Source organism: Alkalicoccus urumqiensis (genome assembly GCF_002993335.1).
Taxonomy (GTDB): Bacteria; Bacillota; Bacilli; order Bacillales; family Salisediminibacteriaceae; genus Alkalicoccus; species Alkalicoccus urumqiensis.
The window spans coordinates 217,875-240,721 of sequence record NZ_PVNS01000002.1; the positions used below are offsets into that span (position 1 = coordinate 217,875).

22 protein-coding genes and 1 riboswitch are annotated in these 22,847 nt (G+C 49.4%); of the genes, 17 read left to right on the top strand and 5 right to left on the bottom strand.

The window, feature by feature from the left end; translation table 11 throughout:
* The first annotated feature begins 106 nt into the window (after positions 1 to 106).
* The 5 genes from C6I21_RS02900 (at position 107) to odhB (ending at position 7,291) form a co-directional block, all read left to right on the top strand.
* Entirely contained in the window at positions 107 to 1,306 is a 1,200-nt protein-coding gene (locus C6I21_RS02900; protein ID WP_245411524.1) for an alpha/beta hydrolase, read from the top strand.
* A gap of 4 nt (positions 1,307 to 1,310) precedes the next feature.
* On the top strand, positions 1,311 to 1,832 hold the full coding sequence (locus C6I21_RS02905) for a hypothetical protein (RefSeq protein ID WP_105957923.1): 522 nt from the start codon (positions 1,311 to 1,313) through the stop codon (positions 1,830 to 1,832).
* Between the two features lie 30 nt (positions 1,833 to 1,862).
* Positions 1,863 to 3,026 carry an aminotransferase class I/II-fold pyridoxal phosphate-dependent enzyme gene (locus tag C6I21_RS02910; protein WP_105957924.1) on the top strand — a complete coding sequence of 388 codons (1,164 nt, stop codon included), beginning with the start codon at positions 1,863 to 1,865 and terminating at the stop codon, positions 3,024 to 3,026.
* A 150-nt stretch (positions 3,027 to 3,176) separates the two neighbouring features.
* Positions 3,177 to 6,020, top strand: coding sequence for a 2-oxoglutarate dehydrogenase E1 component (locus tag C6I21_RS02915; RefSeq protein WP_105957925.1), 2,844 nt, complete (start codon positions 3,177 to 3,179; stop codon positions 6,018 to 6,020).
* Positions 6,020 to 7,291 carry a 2-oxoglutarate dehydrogenase complex dihydrolipoyllysine-residue succinyltransferase gene (gene odhB, locus C6I21_RS02920; RefSeq protein WP_105957926.1) on the top strand — a complete coding sequence of 424 codons (1,272 nt, stop codon included), beginning with the start codon at positions 6,020 to 6,022 and terminating at the stop codon, positions 7,289 to 7,291. The genes C6I21_RS02915 and odhB overlap by 1 nt, the downstream gene beginning before the upstream one ends.
* Positions 7,292 to 7,446: 155 nt before the next feature.
* Here the strand turns inward: odhB and C6I21_RS02925 are convergent, their stop codons facing one another.
* Together C6I21_RS02925 and C6I21_RS16320 are read right to left on the bottom strand one after the other, a co-directional pair.
* Positions 7,447 to 7,806 (bottom strand): hypothetical protein, encoded by a 360-nt coding sequence (locus C6I21_RS02925; RefSeq protein ID WP_105957927.1) that lies wholly within the window; start codon positions 7,804 to 7,806, stop codon positions 7,447 to 7,449.
* Positions 7,807 to 7,883: 77 nt separating this feature from the next.
* Positions 7,884 to 8,177, bottom strand: a complete 294-nt coding sequence (locus C6I21_RS16320; RefSeq protein ID WP_181186060.1) for a hypothetical protein — start codon at positions 8,175 to 8,177, stop codon at positions 7,884 to 7,886.
* Between the two features lie 434 nt (positions 8,178 to 8,611).
* On the opposite strand from C6I21_RS16320, the gene C6I21_RS02935 reads away from it, so the two are divergent.
* Genes C6I21_RS02935 through rlmN form a run of 3 tightly spaced genes read left to right on the top strand, consistent with a single transcriptional unit; the run spans position 8,612 to position 12,131 of the window.
* Positions 8,612 to 10,060 (top strand): phytoene desaturase family protein, encoded by a 1,449-nt coding sequence (locus C6I21_RS02935; protein ID WP_105957929.1) that lies wholly within the window; start codon positions 8,612 to 8,614, stop codon positions 10,058 to 10,060.
* A 19-nt stretch (positions 10,061 to 10,079) separates the two neighbouring features.
* Positions 10,080 to 10,991, top strand: coding sequence for a S1 family peptidase (locus C6I21_RS02940; RefSeq protein WP_105957930.1), 912 nt, complete (start codon positions 10,080 to 10,082; stop codon positions 10,989 to 10,991).
* A gap of 48 nt (positions 10,992 to 11,039) precedes the next feature.
* Positions 11,040 to 12,131, top strand: coding sequence for a dual-specificity RNA methyltransferase RlmN (rlmN, locus tag C6I21_RS02945; RefSeq protein WP_105957931.1), 1,092 nt, complete (start codon positions 11,040 to 11,042; stop codon positions 12,129 to 12,131).
* 170 nt (positions 12,132 to 12,301) lie between these two features.
* On the opposite strand, the gene C6I21_RS16325 is transcribed toward rlmN, so the two are convergent.
* Positions 12,302 to 12,589, bottom strand: coding sequence for a hypothetical protein (locus tag C6I21_RS16325; protein ID WP_181186061.1), 288 nt, complete (start codon positions 12,587 to 12,589; stop codon positions 12,302 to 12,304).
* 380 nt (positions 12,590 to 12,969) lie between these two features.
* On the opposite strand from C6I21_RS16325, the gene C6I21_RS02950 reads away from it, so the two are divergent.
* From C6I21_RS02950 to C6I21_RS02960, 3 genes are all read left to right on the top strand, one after another.
* Positions 12,970 to 13,683 (top strand): HAD family hydrolase, encoded by a 714-nt coding sequence (locus C6I21_RS02950; protein ID WP_105957932.1) that lies wholly within the window; start codon positions 12,970 to 12,972, stop codon positions 13,681 to 13,683.
* A gap of 67 nt (positions 13,684 to 13,750) precedes the next feature.
* The gene (gene pfkA / locus C6I21_RS02955; RefSeq protein WP_105957933.1) at positions 13,751 to 14,710 is read left to right on the top strand and encodes a 6-phosphofructokinase; all 960 of its coding nucleotides are present in this window, start codon (positions 13,751 to 13,753) and stop codon (positions 14,708 to 14,710) included.
* 222 nt (positions 14,711 to 14,932) lie between these two features.
* Positions 14,933 to 15,424, top strand: coding sequence for a TraR/DksA C4-type zinc finger protein (locus C6I21_RS02960; RefSeq protein ID WP_105957934.1), 492 nt, complete (start codon positions 14,933 to 14,935; stop codon positions 15,422 to 15,424).
* 56 nt (positions 15,425 to 15,480) lie between these two features.
* Here C6I21_RS02960 and pssA read toward each other — a convergent pair whose 3' ends face one another.
* Positions 15,481 to 16,179, bottom strand: coding sequence for a CDP-diacylglycerol--serine O-phosphatidyltransferase (pssA, locus tag C6I21_RS02965; protein ID WP_181186062.1), 699 nt, complete (start codon positions 16,177 to 16,179; stop codon positions 15,481 to 15,483).
* Between the two features lie 121 nt (positions 16,180 to 16,300).
* On the opposite strand from pssA, the gene C6I21_RS02970 reads away from it, so the two are divergent.
* The 3 genes from C6I21_RS02970 to C6I21_RS02980 are packed head-to-tail and all read left to right on the top strand — an operon-like array spanning position 16,301 to position 19,192.
* Positions 16,301 to 17,245 (top strand): ribose-phosphate diphosphokinase, encoded by a 945-nt coding sequence (locus C6I21_RS02970; protein ID WP_105957936.1) that lies wholly within the window; start codon positions 16,301 to 16,303, stop codon positions 17,243 to 17,245.
* Positions 17,246 to 17,260: 15 nt separating this feature from the next.
* A complete protein-coding gene (locus tag C6I21_RS02975) occupies positions 17,261 to 18,346 on the top strand; it encodes an AI-2E family transporter (protein WP_105957937.1) in 1,086 nt (361 codons plus the stop codon).
* A gap of 24 nt (positions 18,347 to 18,370) precedes the next feature.
* A complete protein-coding gene (locus tag C6I21_RS02980; protein ID WP_105957938.1) occupies positions 18,371 to 19,192 on the top strand; it encodes a YihY/virulence factor BrkB family protein in 822 nt (273 codons plus the stop codon).
* Positions 19,193 to 19,278: 86 nt separating this feature from the next.
* On the opposite strand, the gene dapA is transcribed toward C6I21_RS02980, so the two are convergent.
* The gene (gene dapA, locus C6I21_RS02985; RefSeq protein ID WP_105957939.1) at positions 19,279 to 20,172 is read right to left on the bottom strand and encodes a 4-hydroxy-tetrahydrodipicolinate synthase; all 894 of its coding nucleotides are present in this window, start codon (positions 20,170 to 20,172) and stop codon (positions 19,279 to 19,281) included.
* Positions 20,173 to 20,289: 117 nt separating this feature from the next.
* A riboswitch (Lysine riboswitch) is annotated at positions 20,290 to 20,474 on the bottom strand.
* A gap of 136 nt (positions 20,475 to 20,610) precedes the next feature.
* On the opposite strand from dapA, the gene C6I21_RS16745 reads away from it, so the two are divergent.
* The 3 genes from C6I21_RS16745 to C6I21_RS02995 all read left to right on the top strand — a co-directional run bounded on the left by C6I21_RS16745 (position 20,611) and on the right by C6I21_RS02995 (position 22,847).
* Positions 20,611 to 20,742 carry a hypothetical protein gene (locus C6I21_RS16745; protein ID WP_280953434.1) on the top strand — a complete coding sequence of 44 codons (132 nt, stop codon included), beginning with the start codon at positions 20,611 to 20,613 and terminating at the stop codon, positions 20,740 to 20,742.
* Positions 20,743 to 21,032: 290 nt separating this feature from the next.
* Positions 21,033 to 22,145 carry an NAD(P)/FAD-dependent oxidoreductase gene (locus C6I21_RS02990; RefSeq protein WP_105957940.1) on the top strand — a complete coding sequence of 371 codons (1,113 nt, stop codon included), beginning with the start codon at positions 21,033 to 21,035 and terminating at the stop codon, positions 22,143 to 22,145.
* A gap of 42 nt (positions 22,146 to 22,187) precedes the next feature.
* The gene (locus C6I21_RS02995) at positions 22,188 to 22,847 is read left to right on the top strand and encodes a TVP38/TMEM64 family protein (RefSeq protein ID WP_105957941.1); all 660 of its coding nucleotides are present in this window, start codon (positions 22,188 to 22,190) and stop codon (positions 22,845 to 22,847) included.

A 22,847-nucleotide genomic window follows, 5' to 3' on the forward strand; every position in this document is an offset into this window, starting at 1 on the left:
TATAATAGAATGCATAGAAACCGATGAAATCCAGCTGTGACTATATACCCTATTAATGGGAATCAATAAACCCGGGACGTTGCCGGCTCAGGAGGATGGGACAGTGATGGAGTGGTTTAAGGCAGTTGTGAAAAACACGCTGCTTGGAATGCTGCTGGTCAGTGTTACAGCGCTCGCTGTAACCGGTGCTGCTGTGTACTTATGGCAGACAACCGAGGAAGGGAGACTTCCTCCGAAAACAGCAGTTATTCTTCATGCAGTAAACAACAATTTAGTGGATCTGGATATAGAATTCAATCCACCGAAAATTATTTCCGGGGATGGAAGCGGAGGCGCTTCGCGTCCGTCAATTTTGAAAGAATCGTTTCAGATTCCAGTCCAGGGCGGCGGAGATATTCCGGCAGTTATGTACAGGCCCAGGGGAGAGGGGCCATTCCCGATCGTCATGTACTATCACGGCGGGGCGTTCCTGGAAGGGTATGGCAGTATCGATACGCATGACAATATTATCCGCTCCATCGCTTCCAGAAGTTCCAGCATCGTTATTGCTCCCGGATACAGACTGGCGCCGGAGCACGTTTTCCCGACGGCGGCAGAGGACAGCTACTCCGCTCTTCAGTGGGCGGAGCGGAATGCAGAGTCGTTTCACGGGGATATTGACAGAATTACGGTTGCAGGAGACAGCGCCGGCGGCAATCTGGCGACTGTGACGTCACAGATTGCAAGAGACAGGAGCGGGCCGGATATTCAGGCGCAGGTGCTCTTTTATCCGCTGACAACCTTTCAGGACGTTCCGCTCGCATCACGTGAAGTGTATGACAGTGGATACTATCTGTTGTCGCGGAACGTGATGTACCAGGCCCGCGACGGATATACTCCCGAAGAGTGGATGTGGGATCATCCGTATACATCCCCGCTTCAGGCGGATGATCTAAGCGGGCTTCCGCCCGCACTCATCATTACTGCAGAATTTGATCCTCTGCGTGATGAAGGGGAACAGTACGCTGAGAGACTCCATGCTGAAGGGGTTCCGGTGCGCACATCCAGATACCGCGGTGTTATGCACGGATTTGTATCCTTTCATGAAGTAATGCAGAGCGGCAGAAGCGGGATCCAGGAAGCCTCTGCATTTATCCGGCAGGCGAATAATGAGCAGCTGCTTTTCCCGGATGAATTTGCCGTTCAGGTAAAGCAGCCGCCGCAGGGAATCGATGGGGTCAAAGAACAGACAGAAGCATTTGCCATCGCCGCGTATCTTCTCGGGCGGGCGGGTGCAGACATTTTTTCTTCAGAATTGGGTGAATAGATACATGAATAGCCGACCGTTACAATTAGAGCTTGGCATCCGGATTTTTTCCGCGGCTCTGCTGCTTTTTATTCTGTTTTATTTCGGGTACTATACGTATATTGGTATGCACTGGGGGCTGCGTGAAGGAAGTGCCGGCCTGCTCGTAAGCGATGGCATCCTGCTGCTGCTTCTCCCGGCGGCTGTCCTGCTCTTCTTCTTTAAGGCGCCGGGGTGGTGGCTGCTGATGATTGGATTCGTGTACCTGCTGCTTTCCAAGGTAGTGCTTGTCCTGGCGAATATCGTCCTTTCCGTCGCGGGCCTTTTCACAGGTCAGGAGTCGCAGGGCATCGGTGCAGCGGACGTGTTTTACATCTTGTTTTATGCAGCAGTACTTCTTATATTCTCTCTGCCGGCAGTGCGTCAGGCTTCGGGTGTTTTCATCGAAAACAAGCGGGTATCTGCTTTCTGGAAGATATTCCCTTTCGCGCTCGCTTTGTATTTAGTTTATTTTTACGTTATGTTTCAGGTTTCGTTTGCCTGGTAAATAAAATGGTAGTTATTTGGAGTGTTGGTGATGAGTCTACATATAAATCCGCTTGTTGAAAACATCGAAATTTCGGGCATCCGCAAGTTTTTTCAGCGGGTTCAGCAGTTTCCGGATGCGGTGCAGCTGACGATCGGACAGCCGGACTTTCCGACTCCGGGGCATATAGGGGAAGCCGCGGTTCAGGCAGTTGATGAGGGGCGTACGACGTATACGCCGAATGCCGGTACGCCGGAGCTGAGAAAAGCGGCTTCGTCCTGGGCGGAAAAGCGTCTTGGAATTTCGTACAGCTGGGAGGAAGTACTCGTTACCGTCGGGGCCTCTCAGGCAATTGATATTACAATGAGAACGATTCTGGAGCCCGGTGACGAAGTGATTATCCCCGCGCCAGTCTATCCGGCATATGCCCCGATCATTACACAATGTGGTGCAGAAGTCGTCTATGTGGATACGAGGGAGACAGATTTCGTATTAACTCCTGAACAGCTGGAGAAGCACCTCACCTCCTCAACAAAGGCAGTGCTTCTCCCATATCCTTCCAACCCGACCGGCGTTGCGTTGACTAAACCGCAGCTGAACGGCCTGTATGAAGTACTGCGTGAAAAAGAAATTTTTGTTGTCTGTGATGAAATTTACAGCGAGCTGATCTATGACGGCAGGCATATATCCATGGGATCCATGAGCGGTATGAAAGAAAAAACTATCGTGATCAACGGAGTGAGTAAATCCCATGCGATGACCGGCTGGAGAATTGGTTTTCTCTTTGCACCTTCCTGGCTGGCGGAGCAGATGATAAAGGTGCTTCAGTATAATGTCAGCTGTGCTTCGTCGATTTCCCAGGCAGCTGCCTTAAGCGCCGTAACAGATGGAATAGACGACCCGGAAGCAATGCGGGATGTATTTAAACAGCGCCGGGATTATGTCATATCGTTTCTGGAAGAGCTGTCCATTCCTGTCGTCCGTCCGCAGGGCGCATTGTATGTGTTTCCCGATATAACAGGAGCAGGGCTGTCTTCTGAAGCATTTGCTGTACGACTGCTGGAAGAAGCCGGCGTAGCAGTGGTTCCCGGTACCGCATTCTCCTCCTTCGGGGAAGGGTATGTCCGTATGTCCTACGCATGCGGGGAGGAGGATCTGGAAAAGGCTGCGCAGCGGATAGGTTCATTTTGGAAAAAAATAACACGCAGTGAGTAGAGAAAACCGGCACAGCCGTATTTTCCCTGCCGAAGAATGGAAAGTTCCCTTTGAGAATATTCGCAGAAAATGGTAGAATATGCGGTGTAAACGCTTCACGTTCCGAGGTGTATGCTCTACATATTCCGAACTTCACTGGAGGTAGCACAAATGGGTAGTGAGTCAATTAATCTGAGCGAAGGATGGTCCCAGTTTTACGGTCCCAACCTGGGGTATATGCTTGAAATGTACGATTTGTACGAAAGCAGTCCGGAAGAAGTGGACGAGGATATCGTCCAGTTTTTTAAGACGTGGGGCCCTTATGAGGAAAAAACATCTGCACAGGCGCCGTCACAGACGGCTCAAGGCAGTGCTGAGCAGTATACTACTGCCGTTAATGCCATGCGTCTGGCTGAATCAATCCGGAGAAATGGTCATTTAATGGCAGATATTGTTCCGGTGAAAATGAACGAGCCGAAAGACATTTTCCAGCTGGAAGAATTCGATCTGTCGGAGGAAGAGCTGAAAAAAGTTCCGGCTGAACTGCTCTCTCCGCATAATCATTCCTCTTTATCCAATGGTCTGGAAGCTGTCCAGCATTTAAAAGAAACGTACACGAAGCGGCTCGCTTTTGAATTTAATCAGGTGCATGATATTAACGAGCGGCGCTGGCTGTTCCAACAGGTGGAATCAGGGGATTATCTGCCGAGCCTTACGAATGATATGCGCGTCAAACTTCTCGAGCGGCTGAACCAGGTGGAGGGCTTTGAACATTTCATACATAAAACGTTTAAAGGCCAGAAGCGGTTTTCCGTCGAGGGGCTAGACTCCATGATTCCGCTTCTTGATGAGGCTGTTACGGAAGCAGTGGAGGACGGCACTGAGCACGTGATGATCGGAATGGCCCACCGCGGCCGTCTGAACGTTCTTGCACACGTTCTCGGCAAGCCGTACGAACTTATTTTCTCTGAATTTCATGATGCACCGAACAAAGATCTCGTGCCATCTGAAGGTTCCGTCGGCATTAACTACGGCTGGACAGGGGATGTAAAGTATCACCTTGGCGCCGACCGGGAAATTCATGAAGAATCCACAGATACGACGGTGACACTGGCAAACAATCCAAGTCACCTTGAATTCGTCAATCCAGTGGTGGAGGGACTTGCGAGAGCGGCACAGGATGACCGTGACGGAGCTGGTACGCCGAAACAGGACCACAACCGGGCGCTGCCAATCCTTATTCATGGAGACGCTGCTTTCCCTGGTCAGGGCATCGTTGCGGAGACACTTAACCTCAGCCGTCTGGACGGCTACAATACCGGCGGTACGATCCACGTTATCGCAAACAATCTGATCGGCTTTACGACTGTAAGTACGGATTCCCGTTCAACGACGTATGCCAGTGATCCGGCAAAAGGGTATGAAGTGCCGGTGATCCATGTGAATGCGGACGATGTGGAAGCGTGTGTATCCGCCATGCACCTGGCGTATCTTTACCGGAAGGAATTCCATAAAGATATTGTCATTGACCTGATCGGCTACCGCCGTTACGGCCACAATGAAATGGATGAGCCGCTTGCGACACAGCCGCAGCTTTACAAAAAAGTAAAAGAACATCCGACCGTTTTCCATATTTACGGCGAAGAACTGGTGAAGGAAAAGGTGATCGAAGAGGAGACATTCTCTTCAATGAGAGACTCCTTTATGGAAAAACTGACCGATTTCTTCGAGGAAATTAAAGGAAATAAGCGTGATCATATTGATAATGATATGAATCCACCGGAGTATGTAGAAGATCGTCTGGAAGGAATTGAATCAGCGATTTCGAAAGAATCGCTGCTGGACATAAACCGCCAGCTTCTTGAGTATCCTGAGGATTTTACGATCTTTCCTAAGCTCGAAAAAATCCTGAACAGAAGACTCGACGCTGCTGAAAAGGACGACCGTATTGACTGGGGGCACGCAGAAGCACTCGCTTTTGCCACCATCATTACGGACGGAACGCCAATCCGTCTGACCGGCCAGGATTCGGAGCGGGGAACATTCTCCCAGCGCCACCTTGTGCTTCATGACTATGAGAAGAATGGGGAATATAACCCGCTTCATGGCTTAAAGGATGCGAATGCAACCTTTACGGTCCATAACAGTCCGCTTTCTGAGGCAGCCTGTGTCGGTTTTGAATACGGCTACAATGTTCACTCGCCGGAAACGCTGACGATCTGGGAAGCGCAGTACGGTGACTTTTCCAATGGTGCCCAGGTCCTCTTTGATCAGTTTATCTCGAGCGGACGCGCAAAGTGGGGACAAAAATCCGGTCTGGTACTTCTGCTTCCGCACGGCTATGAGGGACAGGGCCCGGAACATTCCAGCGGCCGTATGGAGCGCTTCCTTACGCTTGCAGCGGAAAACAACTGGCACGTGGCGAACTTAACGAGAGCAAGCCAGTATTTCCATCTTCTTCGTCGTCAGGCTCTGACGCTTACGAAAGATGAAGTGCGCCCGCTCGTTCTGATGGCGCCGAAAAGCCTGCTGCGTAACGAAAGCGTTGCTTCTACACTTGCTTCCTTTACAGAAGGAACGTTCGAACCGGTGCTGCCGGTAGAAGGGCTCGGTACGTCTCCGGAAAAGATTAAAAAAGTCGTTTTTGCCTCCGGGAAAGTAGCAGTGGATCTGGAGGAAAAGCTTCAGGAAACAGGCGACTATCCGGAATGGCTCCATATCCTGAAAGTAGAAGAGCTTTACCCGTTCCCGAGAAAGCATATTGAAGAAATTCTTGAAGGTGCTGACAACATTGAAGAGTATATGTGGGTTCAGGAAGAACCGCAGAATATGGGGGCATGGCACTATATTTATCCGTACCTCCGCAGCCTCTCCGGCGGGGAACTGCCTGTTCATTTCGCAGGCCGCCGCAGACGATCCTCCACGGCGGAAGGAGATCCGAAAGTTCATAAGCTGGAACAGGCACGTATAATTGAGGAAGCACTTAACCGAGACGTTGAAGGGAGCAATGAATAATGCTGGAAGTAAAAGTACCTGAACTGGCAGAATCCGTAACAGAAGGCACGGTTGCAGAATGGTTAAAGCAGCCGGGTGATTACGTGGAAAAAGGCGAAGATATCGTCGAACTTGAAACGGACAAAGTAAACGTAGAGATTTCTGCCGATGAAGCAGGAGTTCTTAAAGAAGCAAAAGCAGATGAAGGCGATACTGTAAAAGTAGGTGACGTGATTGCCGTCATCGATACGAACGCAGAAGGCGGGGCTTCGGAAGAGAGCAAAGACAGCTCTTCTTCAGAAGAAAAGAAAGAAAGTAAGCCTGAGGAGAAAAAAGAAACACCGAAAGAAGATACACAAAAAGAGAAACCGGGCGAAGCTCCTGCTGCAGAAGAGAAAAGCTCCTCCGACCGGGTTGTTGCGTCCCCGGCAGCACGCCGCTATGCGCGTGAAAAAGGCATCGACCTGCATGATATCGATGCGCGTGATCCGCTCGGCCGCGTAAGAAAAGAAGATATCGATGAGCACCAGTCCAAGCAGCAGGCTCCGAAAAAAGAAGCCAAAGAAGAGCCGAAGCAGGAAACGTCTGGCAAGCCGGTGAAGCGGGAGAAGATGTCCCGCCGCCGTCAGACGATTGCAAAGCGTCTTGTCGAAGCCCAGCAGACAGCTGCTATGCTGACAACGTTCAACGAAGTGGATATGACGAATCTGATGGAACTGAGAAAGCGTCATAAAGACAGCTTCCAGGATAAGAACGGAGTGAAGCTCGGCTTTATGTCTTTCTTCACAAAAGCTGTTATCGGTGCATTGAAGAAGTACCCATATGTTAATGCTGAAATTGATGGAGACGAAGTAGTGCTGAAACAGTTTTATGATATCGGTATGGCTGTTTCCACCGATGACGGACTCGTCGTTCCGGTTGTCCGCGATGCAGACCGTCTCGATTTTGCCGGCATTGAGCGTGAAATCGGTGATCTTGCGCAGAAGGCTCAGAACAAAAAACTGAAACTGGATGAGCTCCAGGGAGGAAGCTTTACCATTACAAATGGTGGTATCTTCGGTTCCCTCTGGTCCACGCCGATTCTTAACGCGCCGCAGGTGGGAATTCTCGGAATGCACACCGTTCAGAACCGTCCGGTGGCAATCGATAAGGACCGCTTTGAAAATCGTCCAATGATGTACATTGCTCTTTCCTACGACCACCGTATTATCGATGGAAAAGATGCAGTTGGGTTCCTCGTAACTATTAAAGAATTAATCGAAGATCCGGAACAGCTGCTTCTCCAGGGTTAATCATATTACGAAATTTTCCGGACCACACGTTGACTAGTATCAGCGTGTGGTCTTTTTTGACTGATAAGAGTGTATAAAATCCAAAGCCTCTTTCGAGCAGGAATGCCAAGGGTTATAGCATTTCAACGTTCTGATCTATGTGCCGCTTGTTTTTGTTAATGGAGCTTCTCCGCTTTTCGGCAGAAGCTTGCCGTGGGCTTGTCTTCCAGCCGGGCGCTGTTTGCACGGCTGTATAGCATGAGCGGAGCCGGCCTATGGTTTGAGCCGCAGGGCAGCGAACTTCTGGCCTGCGGCGCGGCCGTGCGGAGCCATGCTTCTTCAATCGAAGCAATGTCCAGCTCCAGCGCCCACTCGCTCGAGGTTCCTTCACCCCTGCCGAACGCTTCGAAGCGCAGTAAAATAGAGATGAAATACGAAGGATTTATAGCAGAAACGATGTTTATATGGTAATGATGGTCTCTTCCAATTCGATGGAATGACAGCATTTTCTGCGCAAAAGGGATCGCTTCTAACAAGTGTTTTCTTCCTACCTGCCGAAACCGGAGGCCGTCGACTCCGGGAGGATCGGAACGAGGCGAAAATCCATTCCGCGTCAAGCGGCTGAAAGCACGCGTGGAGCCGGCCTATGGTTTGAGGCGCAGGGCAGCGAACTTCTGGCCTGCGGCGCGGCCGCGCGGAGCCGTGCTTCTTCAATCGAAGCAATGTCCAGCTCCAGCACCCACTCGCTCGAGGTTCCTTCACCCCTGCCGAAGAAAGCGAAGAGCGGCTTTCGTCGACAGGGCTTCCAGGACTGGTCGCTCGTGAGCAGGGCGCTTCCGCTTTTCGAAATCCCTCCGGAACGCGTACGGCTGCACGTGCAGGCAGAAAGCGGGAACCTATTCAACATACCTCACTTTTCTTTTAAGACCAGGCGGTTTCTGCCTGGTTTATTTCACAGCTTTGAAATGTATACAATTCGAAACTTCATTCCAGCTGGTGTGCCAAAGGACTCGGCAGTTCACCTTTGTTCCATCTATCGGTTTCTCTGCTTTTCGGCAGATGTCTGGCTTAGACTTTTCGTATAGCCGGGTGCTGTCTGCACGGCTGGAGAGCATGGGCGGATGCGGCCTATGTTTCGGAGCGGCCAGCTTCAGGTGCAGTGGTAAAGCTTTGCTGAAACAGTAATTTGTTCTGCTGACTTATTCAGCATCCGTCGTTTTCGGGCAGCTGTCTACATTCAACAGATGCCGATTCGGACCTCGTATAACGGACGGCCTCCACTTCGCATTCGAGGACATTTATTGAAGGAAGCGATATACTGAAACCGGAGGTGGTTGGACCGTGGGAAATATCCTTATAATTGGTTCCGGATTCGCAGGCGCCACTGCGGGAGCACTGCTGCAGAAACATGGAGAAACGGTGACACTTATTGAATCTTCCGTCGAGTGGGGTGGAAGCGCAGGTAAATTTCAGCGGAGGAAATACCGCTTTCCTGTGGGAGCTACACTCGGAATGGGGTGGGAGCCTGGAGGCATTCATGACCGGATTCATACGTATCTCGGTTCCAGACCAGCCTATACGCGCCAGCAGTATGCTATGACGCTTTCCAGTCAAGGGGAAACGTTGTACTACTATGAAGAGAGAGAAGCATTTCTTCAGGAGTGGGACCGTCTGTTTCCGCATGCTGCGGGCAGAATACGCCGGTTTTTCCGCGATGTCTGGTCACGTGCGGCGCTTCTTCGTCCGCTGATGAAACAATTTCCATCCATTCCTCCGGCATCGGCTTCAGCTGCAGGCAGTCTGCTCAAAGGATTTCGACCGGGGCAGCTTAAGCTGGTGCCCGAGCTGATGAAAACGATGGATTTACTGATAACCAGACATCAATTACAGAATGAGAGCAGATTCCTTCAGCTGCTCGACCATATTCTTCTGGACAGCATGCAGACAACGCACGATAAATGTTCCCTTTTATTCGGCTGTACTGCTCTCGATATTTATCACCGCGGAACATTTTACGTTCATGGGGGTCTGTATAAAGTGATCGAGAACCTGCTTGAGCATATTACAAGTGAAGGGGGAACCTGTATCCGGGCACGAAAAATCACCCGGATCCGGCGTGGTGTAAATGCCCGTTATGAAGCGGTGGAACACCGTGGACGGGTTCATGAGGCGGATACGATAATTATAAACAATTCCCATCACCGCGCTGCCGAGCTGTTTCCGGAAAACCTTCAGCATAAAGTAGCACTTCCCGAAAAGAAAAAGGAGTGGGGAGCGTTTGTAATCTACGCTGCCGTAGAAGCCGGAGCTGTAACAAGCATGCCGCTTTTTCATCAGCTTTACCTCTCTGAAGAAGCAGATCACTTCTTCGTTTCCAAATCAATGGAGAACGATGAACTGCGTGCGCCGGGAGGATTTGTTACAATAACTATGTCGACCCACATCGATTTAAACAGGTGGAAAACGAAAAAAGAATACGACAGCCAGAAACAGCTTCTTACAGAGCAGGTGCTCCAGCGTCTGGAGGAACAGTATCCAGGGTTTCGGGACAGTATTGTCCATTTAGAAAACGGAGGTCCCGCTGCATGGAAGCGGTATATTAACCGCAGCGGAGTTGGAGGCTATCCGCAGTTTCCCTCCAATACACTCTGGCATGCACCGGACGTTACGACCGGTCTGAAGGGCGTTTATGTCTGCGGTGATACGGTATTCCCCGGAGCAGGATCGATCGGGGCAGCGAGTTCAGGAGTACTGGCAGCAAGAGCTGCAGCTGGAGAGCGCATACTGTAGATAGAAAGGGCCGAAGTAGATGAGAGAACATGACGAAGATAACGAAAACACTTCTCCAGCAGAGGAAAATACGGATATCAATCAAAGAGAAGGTGGGGAGTCAGAGGTGGAAGAAAAGCGTCCACCGGAAGAACCTCTATACTTTGATGGCGAAAACTATTTAACGAAAGAGGAATTTTTCAACCCTCCTCCAGAGGAAGAAGTGCAGCCTGAAAAAAAGCCGAAGCGCTGGCTGAAAATCGCGATCGCCTCGTTGGCTGCTCTGGCACTTTTAGTCAATGTGTTTGCCGTCTGGCCGCAGCTTTTCAATTTTCCAGCAGCTGAATTTCTGGCTAATGCCAACAGGTTGAACGATGATCCGGTCATTGAAGAATATAAAGAATCCATTGTTGTTGTCCGCACAGAAGCTTCGAAAGGAACGGGCTTTGTCATCGGTGACGGACTCATTATGACAAATGAGCATGTGATTGATGACGGCAGTCCGGTATCCGTTCATTTCGAAGATGGAACCTCCTACCGGGTCGAAGCGGCTGCTTCAGATGAAACGCTTGATCTCGCCGTTCTGGAAGCAGAAGGGGATTCATTTGATCATCCTGCCTTAAGCCTGGAGCCTGGGTGGGATCCTGGAGAAGAGATGTATGTGATCGGGAATCCAATGTTTTTCAATTTTATTCCAAATGAAGGCACCTTCCTGGAGGAAACTTCCTCCGGTGGAAGGGACCAGCCTGTGGCAGCTATCAACGCGCCTGTGTACAGAGGCTCAAGCGGCAGTCCGGTTATTACAGAAAACGGGAGCGTAGCTGCCATCGTCTATGCTACAAGCACCCGGCCTATATCCGGCGAAGACATGCGCGTAGGTCTTGCAGTGCGTGCAGAAGAAGCCGTTACCTTTTTGGAAGCGTCAGGGCTTGCAATTTCTGACGAAGGCTGAGATAATATTCGTTGGCTTTTAAAGTACGTAAAGAAATGAGGGAATACCATGAAAGAATCGATTTACGGATACACGCTGCAGTCGCTGGAATCGTGGTTTACGGAGCGTGGTCATAAATCGTTCCGGGCGCAGCAGGTGTGGGACTGGCTCTATAAGAAACGTGTAGATACGTTTGATGACATGACAAATATCAAGCAGGATGTGCGTGAAGAGTTAAAAGAATCATTTACCATGCAGACGCTCGAAGTTCATTCCAAACAGGTTTCCCGTGACGGTACAATGAAATTTTTATTTCGTCTTCAGGATGGAAACTTGATCGAAACCGTACTCATGCGGTTTGATTACGGTTCTTCCGTCTGTGTTACGACGCAGGTCGGATGCAATATTGGATGCAGCTTCTGTGCGAGTGGACTGCTTACCAAGGACCGCGATTTGTCCTCTGGAGAAGTTGTGGAACAGATAATGCACGTCCAGAAAGCAATGGATGAAGAAGCGAAGGAAGAACGCGTCAGTCATATTGTCGTTATGGGAATCGGCGAACCGTTTGACAATTACGACAACCTGATGGCATTTCTCCGGGTTGTGAACAGCGATAAAGGACTTGCAATCGGTGCGCGCCACATTACCGTCTCGACAAGCGGCATCGTTAAGCGGATCTACGACTTTGCGGATGAAAACATTCAGGTGAATCTGGCTGTTTCGCTTCATGCTCCTAACAACGAACTCCGTACACGGATTATGAAAATTAATAAAGCACAGCCGATTGAAAAACTGATGGATGCGGTTGATTACTATCTGGAAAAAACAAACCGGCGCATTACGTTTGAATATATTCTGCTCGATGGCGTCAACGATGGCAAAGAGCAGGCGCTGGAGCTTGCAGAACTGATCGGCGATAAGAAAAAGCTTTCTTACGTCAATCTGATTCCGTACAATCCGGTAGATGAGCATATTGCTTACAAGCAGAGTCAAAAAGATAACATTCTGACGTTTTTTGATACGCTGATGAAGCAGGGTATCCAGTGTGGTGTCCGCCATGAACAGGGATCGGACATCGACGCTGCCTGCGGCCAGCTTCGAAGCAAGCAGATGCAGAAAGAGCGTGAAGCAAAAAAGGCACGCGAAAAAACGAACGCTTAATAGAGGAATCTGCTGAACAGGCACCGGAAGAGAGCGCTCTTCCGGTGTTTTTCTATGGAGGATAGGGAAGTATAAAATTCGAAGCCTCTTACGAGCAGGGATGCCAAGGGTTTTGGCATTTTAAAGCTTTGCTGAATTAACTATTTGCTTCTGTTGGTAGAGCTTCTCTGCTACTCGGCAGAAGCCTGCGTGGGCTTGTCTTTCAGCCGGGCGCTGTTTGCACGGCTGTATAGCATGAGCGGAGCCGGCCTATGGTTTGAGCCGCAGGGCAGCGAACTTCTGCCATGCGGCGTGGCCGCGCGGAGCCATGCTTCTTCAAGCGGAGAACGAACCCCACCGGCGTCTCTGCCGAACGCTTCGAAGCGCAATAAAATAGAGATGAAATACGAAGGATTTATAGCAGAAACGATGTTTATAAGGTAATGATGGTCTCTTCCAATTCGATTGAATGACAGCATTTTCTGCGCAAAAGGGATCGCTTCTAACAGGCGTTTTCTTTCTACCTGCCGAAACCGGAGGCCGTCGACTCCGGGAGGATCCGAACGAGGCGAAAATCCATTCCTTCTGACGGAAGGAAGAAGGAATTAGTTGAGCCCGTTCCCTCCGGAACGCGTACGGCTGCAGGTGCAGGCAGAAAGCGGGAACCTATTCAACAAACGTCTCTTAGCATTTAAGACCAGGCGGTTTCTGCCTGGTTTATTTTACAGACATTAAAAACGGGGAGGGCGTATTGTTGCATTATGTAATGACTGGATTTCATTAAATAAGGACGATTTTATAGAAAACTCGGAAAAAATAACGTATCCTGAAAAAAGGAAGCAATAAGGAGGAGATTAGTGTGAAAGCAGTATTGTTTGATCTGGACGGCACACTGCTGCCGATGGATACCGACGCATTTGTGAAAGAATATCTGGCTGGTCTGGCACCTAAGCTTCAGCACCTGCTGGCACCGGATGCTTTTATTAAAGCCCTCTGGAAAGCAACAGGTGACGTCGTGCAGAGCACAGACCAACGGACGAATCAGGAAGTATTTACAGAATCCTTTCTCAGCCTGACAAAACTGCCCCAGGAAGAAATTGTTCCGATTCTGGATCAGTTTTATCAAAACGATTTTTATCATTTCGGCTATATGGCAGATCCGACTCCTCTTGCAGCCATACTGGTCGAAGGCGCCGCAAGACATGGGTACAGGACTGCGCTGGCGACGAACCCGGTCTTTCCTGAGGCTGCTGTGCACCACCGGATTTCCTGGGCCGGATTGACGCCTTCCGATTTTGATATCATTTCCACGTATGAAAACTCGACTGCAGCTAAGCCGAATCCTGCCTATTACAGAGAAATTGCCGATAAGCTGAACGTATCCCCCGAAGAGTGTGTCATGATCGGAAACGATGCCAGGGAAGACGGTGCAGCTCAATCGACAGGCATGAAAACAATCCTCATCTCTACGTGGGCGGTAAAAAATGATGATTCTTTTACACCGGATATGGAAGGCTCCCTGGAAGAGGTGATTGAAGCCCTTCATCATCGACGCGGTGTTTTCTCGGTATAGACTGGATAAAAACATTCATCCACTGTACAATAAGTATAGACGTCTGACGACATAATGGAGGATGATGATGAAGAATATTGCGGTATTAACGAGTGGCGGCGACTCACCGGGAATGAACGCAGCGATCCGCGCGGTTGTCCGTTCGGCAGTCTATTATAATATGCAGGTATACGGAATTCAGCGTGGCTATGAGGGGCTTATGCACGGAGATATTAAGCGGCTCACTGCCTCATCCGTTGGTGATATTATACATAAGGGCGGAACGATTTTAAAAACAGCCCGCTCACCTCGATTTATGACTGAAGAGGGCAGAAATCAGGCATTTTACCAGCTCCGCAGGCACCAGATCGATGGACTGGTTGTTATAGGTGGAGACGGTTCCTTCCGGGGTGCACAAACGCTTCAGGGGTCGGGGACAGCTACCATCGGTATACCAGGGACGATTGATAATGATCTGGCATACACGGATTATACAATCGGCTTTGATACAGCAGTAAATACTGTTTTGGAAGCGGTAACGAAGATCAGGGATACATCCTCGTCACATGAGAAAACGACGATTATTGAAGTAATGGGCAGAAACTGTGGAGACCTCGCTGTTTATGCAGGTGTCGCAGGCGGTGCAGAAAGTATTATCATTCCGGAAAATCCAGTCACGTATGAAGATGTTATTCATAAACTTGATGAAGGCAGAGCCCGCGGCAGAGAACACCACATCATCATGCTTGCAGAAGGTGCCGGAAGCGCCTCCAATCTTCAGCAGCAGATTGTAGAAGAGACCGGGGAGGAAGCCCGGGTTACGGTGCTCGGATTTATTCAGCGGGGCGGTGATCCGACAGCTTCAGACCGCCTGCTTGCGAGCAGAATGGGGCTTCGGGCAGTAGAAGAGCTCCGTGCAGGCACGAGTGATCATGTTATCGGGATTGACCGGGGAGAGCTGTTTGCAGAAAGCATAAACACTGCACTGACAGCAGAATCAAAAGGGAACGAAGAATTGATGCGGCTTTCCTCAATTTTATCTGTATAACCGGTGAATAAACAGCCGGCGGGAGATTTTTTTCCTGCCGGCTGTTCTTATTCCAGGTGATTTGTCCCTGTTACATTCCGCTTATTCCTGAAAGCCGGGCGGGTTATGCCTTCGTTATTTTCATCAGGTTAGAAATATGGGAGTTCCAGTATAGAGCGAATCATCATGTTTGAATCATCTGGAAAAAGAGAATAAGTACACTAGAATAAGGAGGCAGGTACTATGGATCAAGAAAAACTGGCTTATTTTAAGAAAAAGCTTCTGGATCGAAAGGAAGAACTGACTTCCCGCACCCATGATAATGAAGGAGATACCGAGGAGCTTGCAGATTACGATAATCATCCTGCGGATCAAGGAACGGGATTATCCGAGAAGCATACAGATGCGGCACTGGAAAGAAAAGATGAAGAAGAGCTGGAGGAAATTGAGGCAGCTCTTGGTCGTATTGAAGAAGGCACATACGGTGTATGTGAAGTAAGTGGTGAAAAGATCCCGGAAGAACGTCTGGAGCTCGTACCAACGGCGAGAACGACCGTGGAGCACGCAGGTGAAACGAAGGGGCCTGCGCGGCCGCCCGAAGAATCTGTTGTATCACCAATCGACGGCGGAGCAAGAGACTCCTACCGGGAAGATTTCTGGGATGAAGCAGAATCACACGGTTCTTCTTCCGACTCAGATACACGCCCGCCGGGGAAAGAAGACCGCGGATCATAATGAAAATGGAGCACAGGCTGAGAATGTTCTCCTGTGCTCCATTTTGTTTTATTTTATTAGATGTTTGTCTCTGTGCCGCTGCGCCGCCTCCGGCGCATAAAAAAGATCGCCATAAACACAATATAAAAGAAAATGCCTGCCGGAATCCACGGGGTAAAAGAGATGCTGTCATTAAAATGAATCACGGCAAAGATGCTGATAAAGAAGAGGGAAACAAGTATAGCATATTTAGGTACCGGAACTCTTTTTAACGCAGGTATTGGGAAAGAGCTCACCATGAGAATACATAGAAACATGGTGACTGCAGAAAGTACAGCCTGCGGCACAGCATAGCTGAATAGTGTCAGCAGTGCAATAATCCCTCCGGCAGCTGTTATGGGAAGCCCTGTGAAATAAGCTTTTTCCCCTTTTTGATGATTGATGTTAAATCGTGCCAGACGGTAGGCACCGAAAACGGGAACAGCGGCCGAGAGCATCATGCCGGCAAAGCCGAGATCGGAAAAACTGGATCCATATAACAGAACAGCAGGTGCTGCACCAAACGTGACGATGTCTGCAAGCGAGTCCAGTTCTTTTCCCATTTCGGATTCAAGCTGAAATCTTCTCGCAGTCCAGCCGTCCATACTGTCGAGCATAATACCGATAAAAATAAATACAGCAGCATTTGTGTAATTTTCCTGCGTAACCGACGCAATGGCTAAAAAGCCAAAGCAGACGTTAGCTAAAGTGAGTGAGTTGGGAAGATGTTTCCACACGTTACAGCCTCCTTCTTTTTGTAGTATAACGCATGCAGGGGGAAGGTGTATATTTTTTCCGGTGGAAAGTCTGCACGGGCGCCATTTATGGTAGGATAAATGATGAGAACTTTTTGGAGGGATGACGATGATGGAGGAAATGAAACTTTTTACACTTAATTCAAACCGGGCATTAGCAGAAGAGATTGCACAGGAACTGGATATGGAAATCGGTGCATCCTCGATCACTCGTTTCAGTGATGGGGAAGTACAGATACGTATTGAAGAAACTGTCAGAGGATTCGACACATACCTGATACAATCCACATCTGAGCCCGGCAGTGAATACTTAATGGAACTGCTGATTATGATTGATGCATTAAAGCGGGCATCGGCGAGGTCCATTAATATCGTTATTCCATATTACGGCTATTCCAGACAGGATAGAAAAGCCCGTTCACGGGAACCGATCACGGCGAAGCTGATTGCCAATCTGCTTGAGGCAGCTGGTGCTACGCGGGTGCTCACACTGGATCTGCACGCTGCGCAGGTACAGGGCTTTTTCAATATCCCCGTTGATGAACTCCGGGCAAACCGCTTGTTAACAGAATACTTCCAGAAGAAAAACCTGACAAACGTTACGGTCGTAGCGCCGGAAAATGCAGGGACTTCAAGAGCAAGAAAACTGGCGGATCAGCTGGATGCACCGATTGCTTTCCTGGACAAACAGCGCGGGAATGCTCCCGGAGCTGTTCAGGGAGTTAACGTCATTGGTGATATTGAGGGACGCTCGGCCATTATCATAGATGACATGATTGATACAGCCCGTACGGTGACGACAGGGTCCATGGCACTGCTGGAAAATGGAGCGAAAGAAGTATTTGCCTGCTGTACCCACGGTGTACTCTCTGAGCCGGCAGTTTCACGGATCCGGGAATCCAGTTTAAAAGAGGTCATCATTACGAATTCTATTTTTCAGCCTCCCCAGAAGCGGGATGAACGGATCATCACGCTTTCTGTAGGTCGACTTTTTGCCGAAGGAATCCGCAGAGTGCAGTCCAACGAATCGGTAAGCACATTATTTTAAGGAGGATTGCCTCCCATGCCTAAATCGAAGTGGTTTTTATTTCTTTACAGCACTGTACTTATACTGCTGATAGTATTTCTTGCTAAACAGGTACCATTTATCTTCCGGCCGATTGGGATTGCGTTCAGCACTCTGGCCCCCGTCATTCTGATCGGCGGGGTGCTCTATTATATTTTTCGTCCGCTTGTCCGATTGCTTGAACGGTTTATACCAACGGTTTTAGCTATTCTGACGATATTTTTAACCTTTATCGGGGCGGCTACACTCGTCGTCTGGCTGGCAGGCCCACTAGTCGTCAGGCAGATTTCGTCTTTCATCAATAATTTCCCGTCATTTATGAACGATACGGAATCGTTTATTTCCAATTTGATGCAGAACGACTGGTTTCAGCGGATTATGGAAATGGAGGCACTTCAAAACTTTGATGCTTCCTCTATCACAGAGAATATTTCCACGATCCTGCAGCAGTCCGGAGGGAACCTGCTTTCCTTCTTAGGAATGCTTGTCAGTGTCATTACTGTCCTGGTTATCCTTCCTTTTGTGCTTTTCTTTCTGCTGAAAGACGCGCATAAGCTGCCGGATAACGTGCTCAGGTACTTTCCGGAGGACCAGCAGGAAGAAGGGCACCGGATTATGAGCGATATGGACTCAACGATTAGTGCCTATATTCAGGGGCAGGCAATCGTGAGTGTTTTTATCGGGATTTTATCCTACATCGTTTATTTGATTGTCGGGCTGGACTACTCTATTGTCCTGGCACTGATTGCCATGTTTACGAACCTCATACCATTTATCGGGCCATTTATTGGCACCATTCCTGCTGTCATTGTTGCCCTGTTTGATTCCCCTGTTACAGCACTGTGGGTCATTCTTGGCATTGTTATTATTCAGCAGATTGAGAGCAATTTAATTTCGCCGAATGTCATGGGCCACAAACTGCAGATTCATCCACTGACGATCATCCTGCTACTGCTTCTGGCAAGCAATCTCGCCGGCCTGATCGGACTGATTCTTGCCATACCGACGTATGCGGTAACGAAAGTAATCGTACAGAACGTTTACCGGCTGCTGAAACTGAAGTATCCGAGTCTAAATGGATGAACCTGAGGAGAGGCGGGGAGAAAATTGCATATCATTCAAGCTTACGCACGTGAACTATGGAAAGAATGGTCTAAAGACGAAGTGCCGCTTCTTGCGGCTGCACAGGCGTATTACTATGTTCTTTCAAGCGTGCCGCTCGTTATATTAATACTATCCATTCTGCCTTATTTTCAATTTAACCCGGATCAGGTCATCACATATATGGAAGAACTTCTCCCCCGGACGACAGTGTCCCTGCTGGAAGATACAATCATCTCAGCAGTGTCCGAACCGCAGGGCGGACTTCTCACCATTGGTGCACTCGGTACGATCTGGTCTGCTTCAAACGGCATGAATGCATTTATTCAGGCGGTTAATACGGCATATAATGTGGAGAATAAGCGTTCGTTTCTCATACACCGGCTATTATCCATCGGACTGACGTTTCTCCTCATTATTTCGCTTCTTGTGGCACTGATTCTACCGGTATTCGGTCAGGCGATTTTTGATGCTGCCGCACAGATTTTGTCTCTGCCGGAAGAAGCTGCACTTCTGCTTCAGGCGGCAAGGTGGATCGGAGCGCTTATTGTTATCATTCTTGTGCTGTCGATTCTTTATAAGACAGCACCGTATATGAAGGTGCCGTTCCTGCACGTGATCCCGGGAGCAGTGACCGCCACGGTTCTCTGGCTGCTTGCTTCTTTCGGATTTTCCATCTATATTAACAATTTCGGTAATTTTTCTGCCACGTACGGAAGCCTCGGTGGAATTATCATTCTTATGATCTGGTTTTTTCTGACCGGAGCCATCCTGATGATCGGCGCAGAAATTAACGCTGTGTACCACCGCAGAAGAAAAGGCCGATAAATTAGAAATCAGCAAAAAGCGTCCGCCGTCGATTATATGACGGCGGACGCTTTCGTTGTTGAAAGTCTGTATGACTTCACACGGATTTATACAGCCGATGAAGAGAACAACGAGCGCTTCAATGTCTGAAAAACGAAGTGCTGTTCTGTTTCAGAGAGCGGCTGAAGCGGAAGGCGTACACTTCCTGCATGAACGTGAGTCAGTTCCAGTGCTGCTTTGACCGGAGCCGGACTTGGTGCACAGAACATAGCATCCATGACAGGCACGAGATCACGGTGCAGCGAGGCCGCATAGCGCGGCTGACCGGAGAAGTGTGCATTGATCATCGCCTGCATCTCTGTGCCGATAATATGGGAGGATACAGAGACGATGCCCGACGCTCCAATAGAAAGGGCAGGGAGAGTCAGGGAATCATCCCCACTGTATACTGTAAATGAAGCGGGCACGGAAGAAAGTACAGCCGTCATGTGATCTAGGTCACCGCTTGCATCTTTCAGCGACACGATATTATCTGCATCATATGCAAGGCGTGAAGTCGTTTCCGCTGTCAAATGAACACCGGTCCGTCCAGGTACATTGTACAGCATGATCGGAAGATTGGTTGCCCCGGCACATGCCATGAAATGCTGATACATTCCTTCCTGGCTCGGCTTGTTGTAATAAGGCGTGGAGAGCATCACAGCATCTGCGCCTGCCTGTTCAGCCAGCTGAACGAGTTCACATGCAGCGTGGGTGCTGTTCGTTCCTGCGCCGGCAATAACCGGAATTCTACCTCCGGCAAACTCCACGGTGTTTTTGAAAAGTGCTGCCTTTTCCTCGTGGGTCAATGTAGGCGCTTCACCGGTTGTACCGGCTACGACGATTGCATCCGATCCATTGTCAATTAAGTAATTCACGAGCGTCCTCAGACCCTGTACATCGACATATCCGTTATCGTCAAACGGGGTTACCATTGCTGTTACTACCTGTCCAAAATTCATGATTAATAACCACCTCTATTCAAAATGATCAGCGCGGATGCGCCGTTGAATAGAGCTAAATCATTGGCTTGGAAATAAAAAAAGCAGGGACACGAGGGTCCACTGCCGGAATTTCCAGCGTGAGATAGCCCTCCATACAGCCGGATTTCAGCTGTACGACAGTACTGTGCTTCTTAAACACAGTCCCAACAGAACGGCAGGGGATGCTGTTCTGCTTCGGCATCTTCTCCTTTCAACTGCTCTACCCGGAGTCCCTTCTCCTAAAACAGTTTACTGATAGCAGATGCGCCTCTACACTCACTTCAATTTGTTGAAGTAATCGTATGATACTCCCAGCCTATCAGATAAAAAACAGGGATGCAATACTATTTTACAGAGAAGCTGAAAACTGAATACGTATTCTATTATTACTGGAAGCAGGCTATAATTTGCTTTTGTGTGAACGATCTGTATATTCCTCTTATTACGGTATTTCTCCGCTTTTCGGCAGAAGCGGATCATGCAATTAGTACTGCCGCCGAAAATGCTTATCTATCCGTCGGCGCGGCCGCGCGGAGTCATGCTTCTTAAATCGAAGCGTTGTCCAGCTGCAGCACCCGCTCTGGTTCCTTCACCCCTGCCGAAGAAAGCGAAGAACGGCTTTCGCGGGCAGGGTGCTTCCGTTTTTCGGATTCCCTCCGGAACACTTACGGCTTCTAGTGCAGGCAGGAAACGGTTACCCACTTCATCTATCTCTCTTTCTATTAAGACGAGCCGGATTCTGCCTGGTTTATTTTAAGCGATCTTACCGCAGATCATGCATTGTGGGTCGGAATCAGGTAAAATGGGCATCATAACTTTATGAGAATAGGTGATTTGTGATGGAACATGTTGTTGTAATCGGAGGCGGAATTACCGGCGCCTCTGCGGCGTTTCACGCTGCGGAGGCGGGCGCGGAAGTGACGCTGATCGATGAGAGCCACCCCGGGCAGGCGACGGCTGCGGGCGCGGGGATTATCAGCCCCTGGCTTTCCCAGAGACGAAATAAAGCCTGGTATGCACTGGCTAGAGGAGGGGCTGCCTACTATCCCGAGCTGATTCAGGCCCTGGAAGAATACGGGGAGACAGACACCGGTTATTACCGGAGTGGCGCTATCCACCTCCATGATATCGAAGAGAGACTCCAGCATAAGTACAGCCACGCACTTAAACGCAGGGAGACTGCACCGGAGATGGGGGCGGTCGAACTCCTCAGTGAGAATGAAACAAACAGCCTCTTTCCGCAGCTCAGGCCTGGATACCGCTCGGTCTGGGTGGAAGGAGGAGGCAGAGTTGATGGAAGAAAGGTCCGTAACGCGCTTATTCGTGCTGCAGCGAAAAAAGGCGTAACGGTCATCTATGGCCGGGCGGAACTTGTACATCAAGGAAACGATGTCAGCGTGAAAGTGGACGGCTCCACCCTTCATCCTGATAAAATAATTGCAGCAGCTGGAGCGTGGAGTTCCGGACTGCTGGCACCTTTAGGTGTGAAAAGTGCGATAAAGCCTCAAAAAGGGCAGATACTTCATTTGAAGATTAAAGAAGAAAATCACAGCTGGCCTGTTGTGATGCCGCACAATGAATACTATCTTCTTCACTTTGGAAAAGGGCACGTCGTGTTTGGTGCAACCAGAGAAGATAACAGCGGCTATGACACCCGGCGAACAGCAGAGGGTCACCGGGAAATATTGAGTGCAGCGCTGGAGCTGGCTCCTGGTCTGAAGGACGCAGAGGTCGTAGAAACACGAGTAGGTCTTCGTCCCTCTGCTCCAAATTTCATGCCGGTTTTTGGCAGCCTGCCGGATTACCCACAGATCTTTATGGCAGATGGTCTCGGAGCCTCCGGCTTGACCAGTGGTCCATTTGTAGGCAGACAGACCGCTCATCTGGCGCTCGGTCAGAAGACGGAACTGGAGACGGAACAGTACGATGTTTCTCAGGTGCTGGAGGATTAGTCCGCTCTTTAAAGGGAATAGTACAAAAAGGAGGAGAAAGGGATGCGTTTTACGATAAAAGCAGCTGCGGTCTGCGGCCTTCTTCTTCTTTTATTTTGGATTAACCGTGAATTTCTGGACATGGAACCGGACGATATACAGCCATTTATTTCTTCATTCGGGCTGCTCGCCCCGTTTGTATTCCTTCTCTTATTTAGTATCCGTCCGTTTTTCCTGTTTCCGGCTTCTATACTTGCACTGACTTCCGGCCTGGCTTTCGGCCCATTTCTTGGGCCGATATTGACTTATGCAGGATCGTTATCCGGGGCGGTACTCTCCTATTGGGCTGTCCGCTTTTTCCGCAGAAACCATGAGATACCGGACCACAGTGGGAAGCGCCGGGTTATTCAGCAGCGCATTGAAGAAAATGGATTTTTCTATCTGGTTTCTCTGCGGATTATTCCAGTTATTCACTTTGATCTAGTTACCTATTTATCCGCTATGGCCAGGGTCCGTTTCAGAACGTTTTTATATGCGACCATGGCCGGAATAATTCCGGGCACACTTGCATTTAACCTGCTGGGGGCCTCCATTGCAGATGTCTCGATCCCGCTGGCAGCTGCTACTGTGCTCATGTTTCTCATTGCACTGTCCATTCCGTGGATTGTGAAGAGGCAGCTGGAAAAGCGGAATATTTCAACGGATGAATGGAAAGAGTCCTGA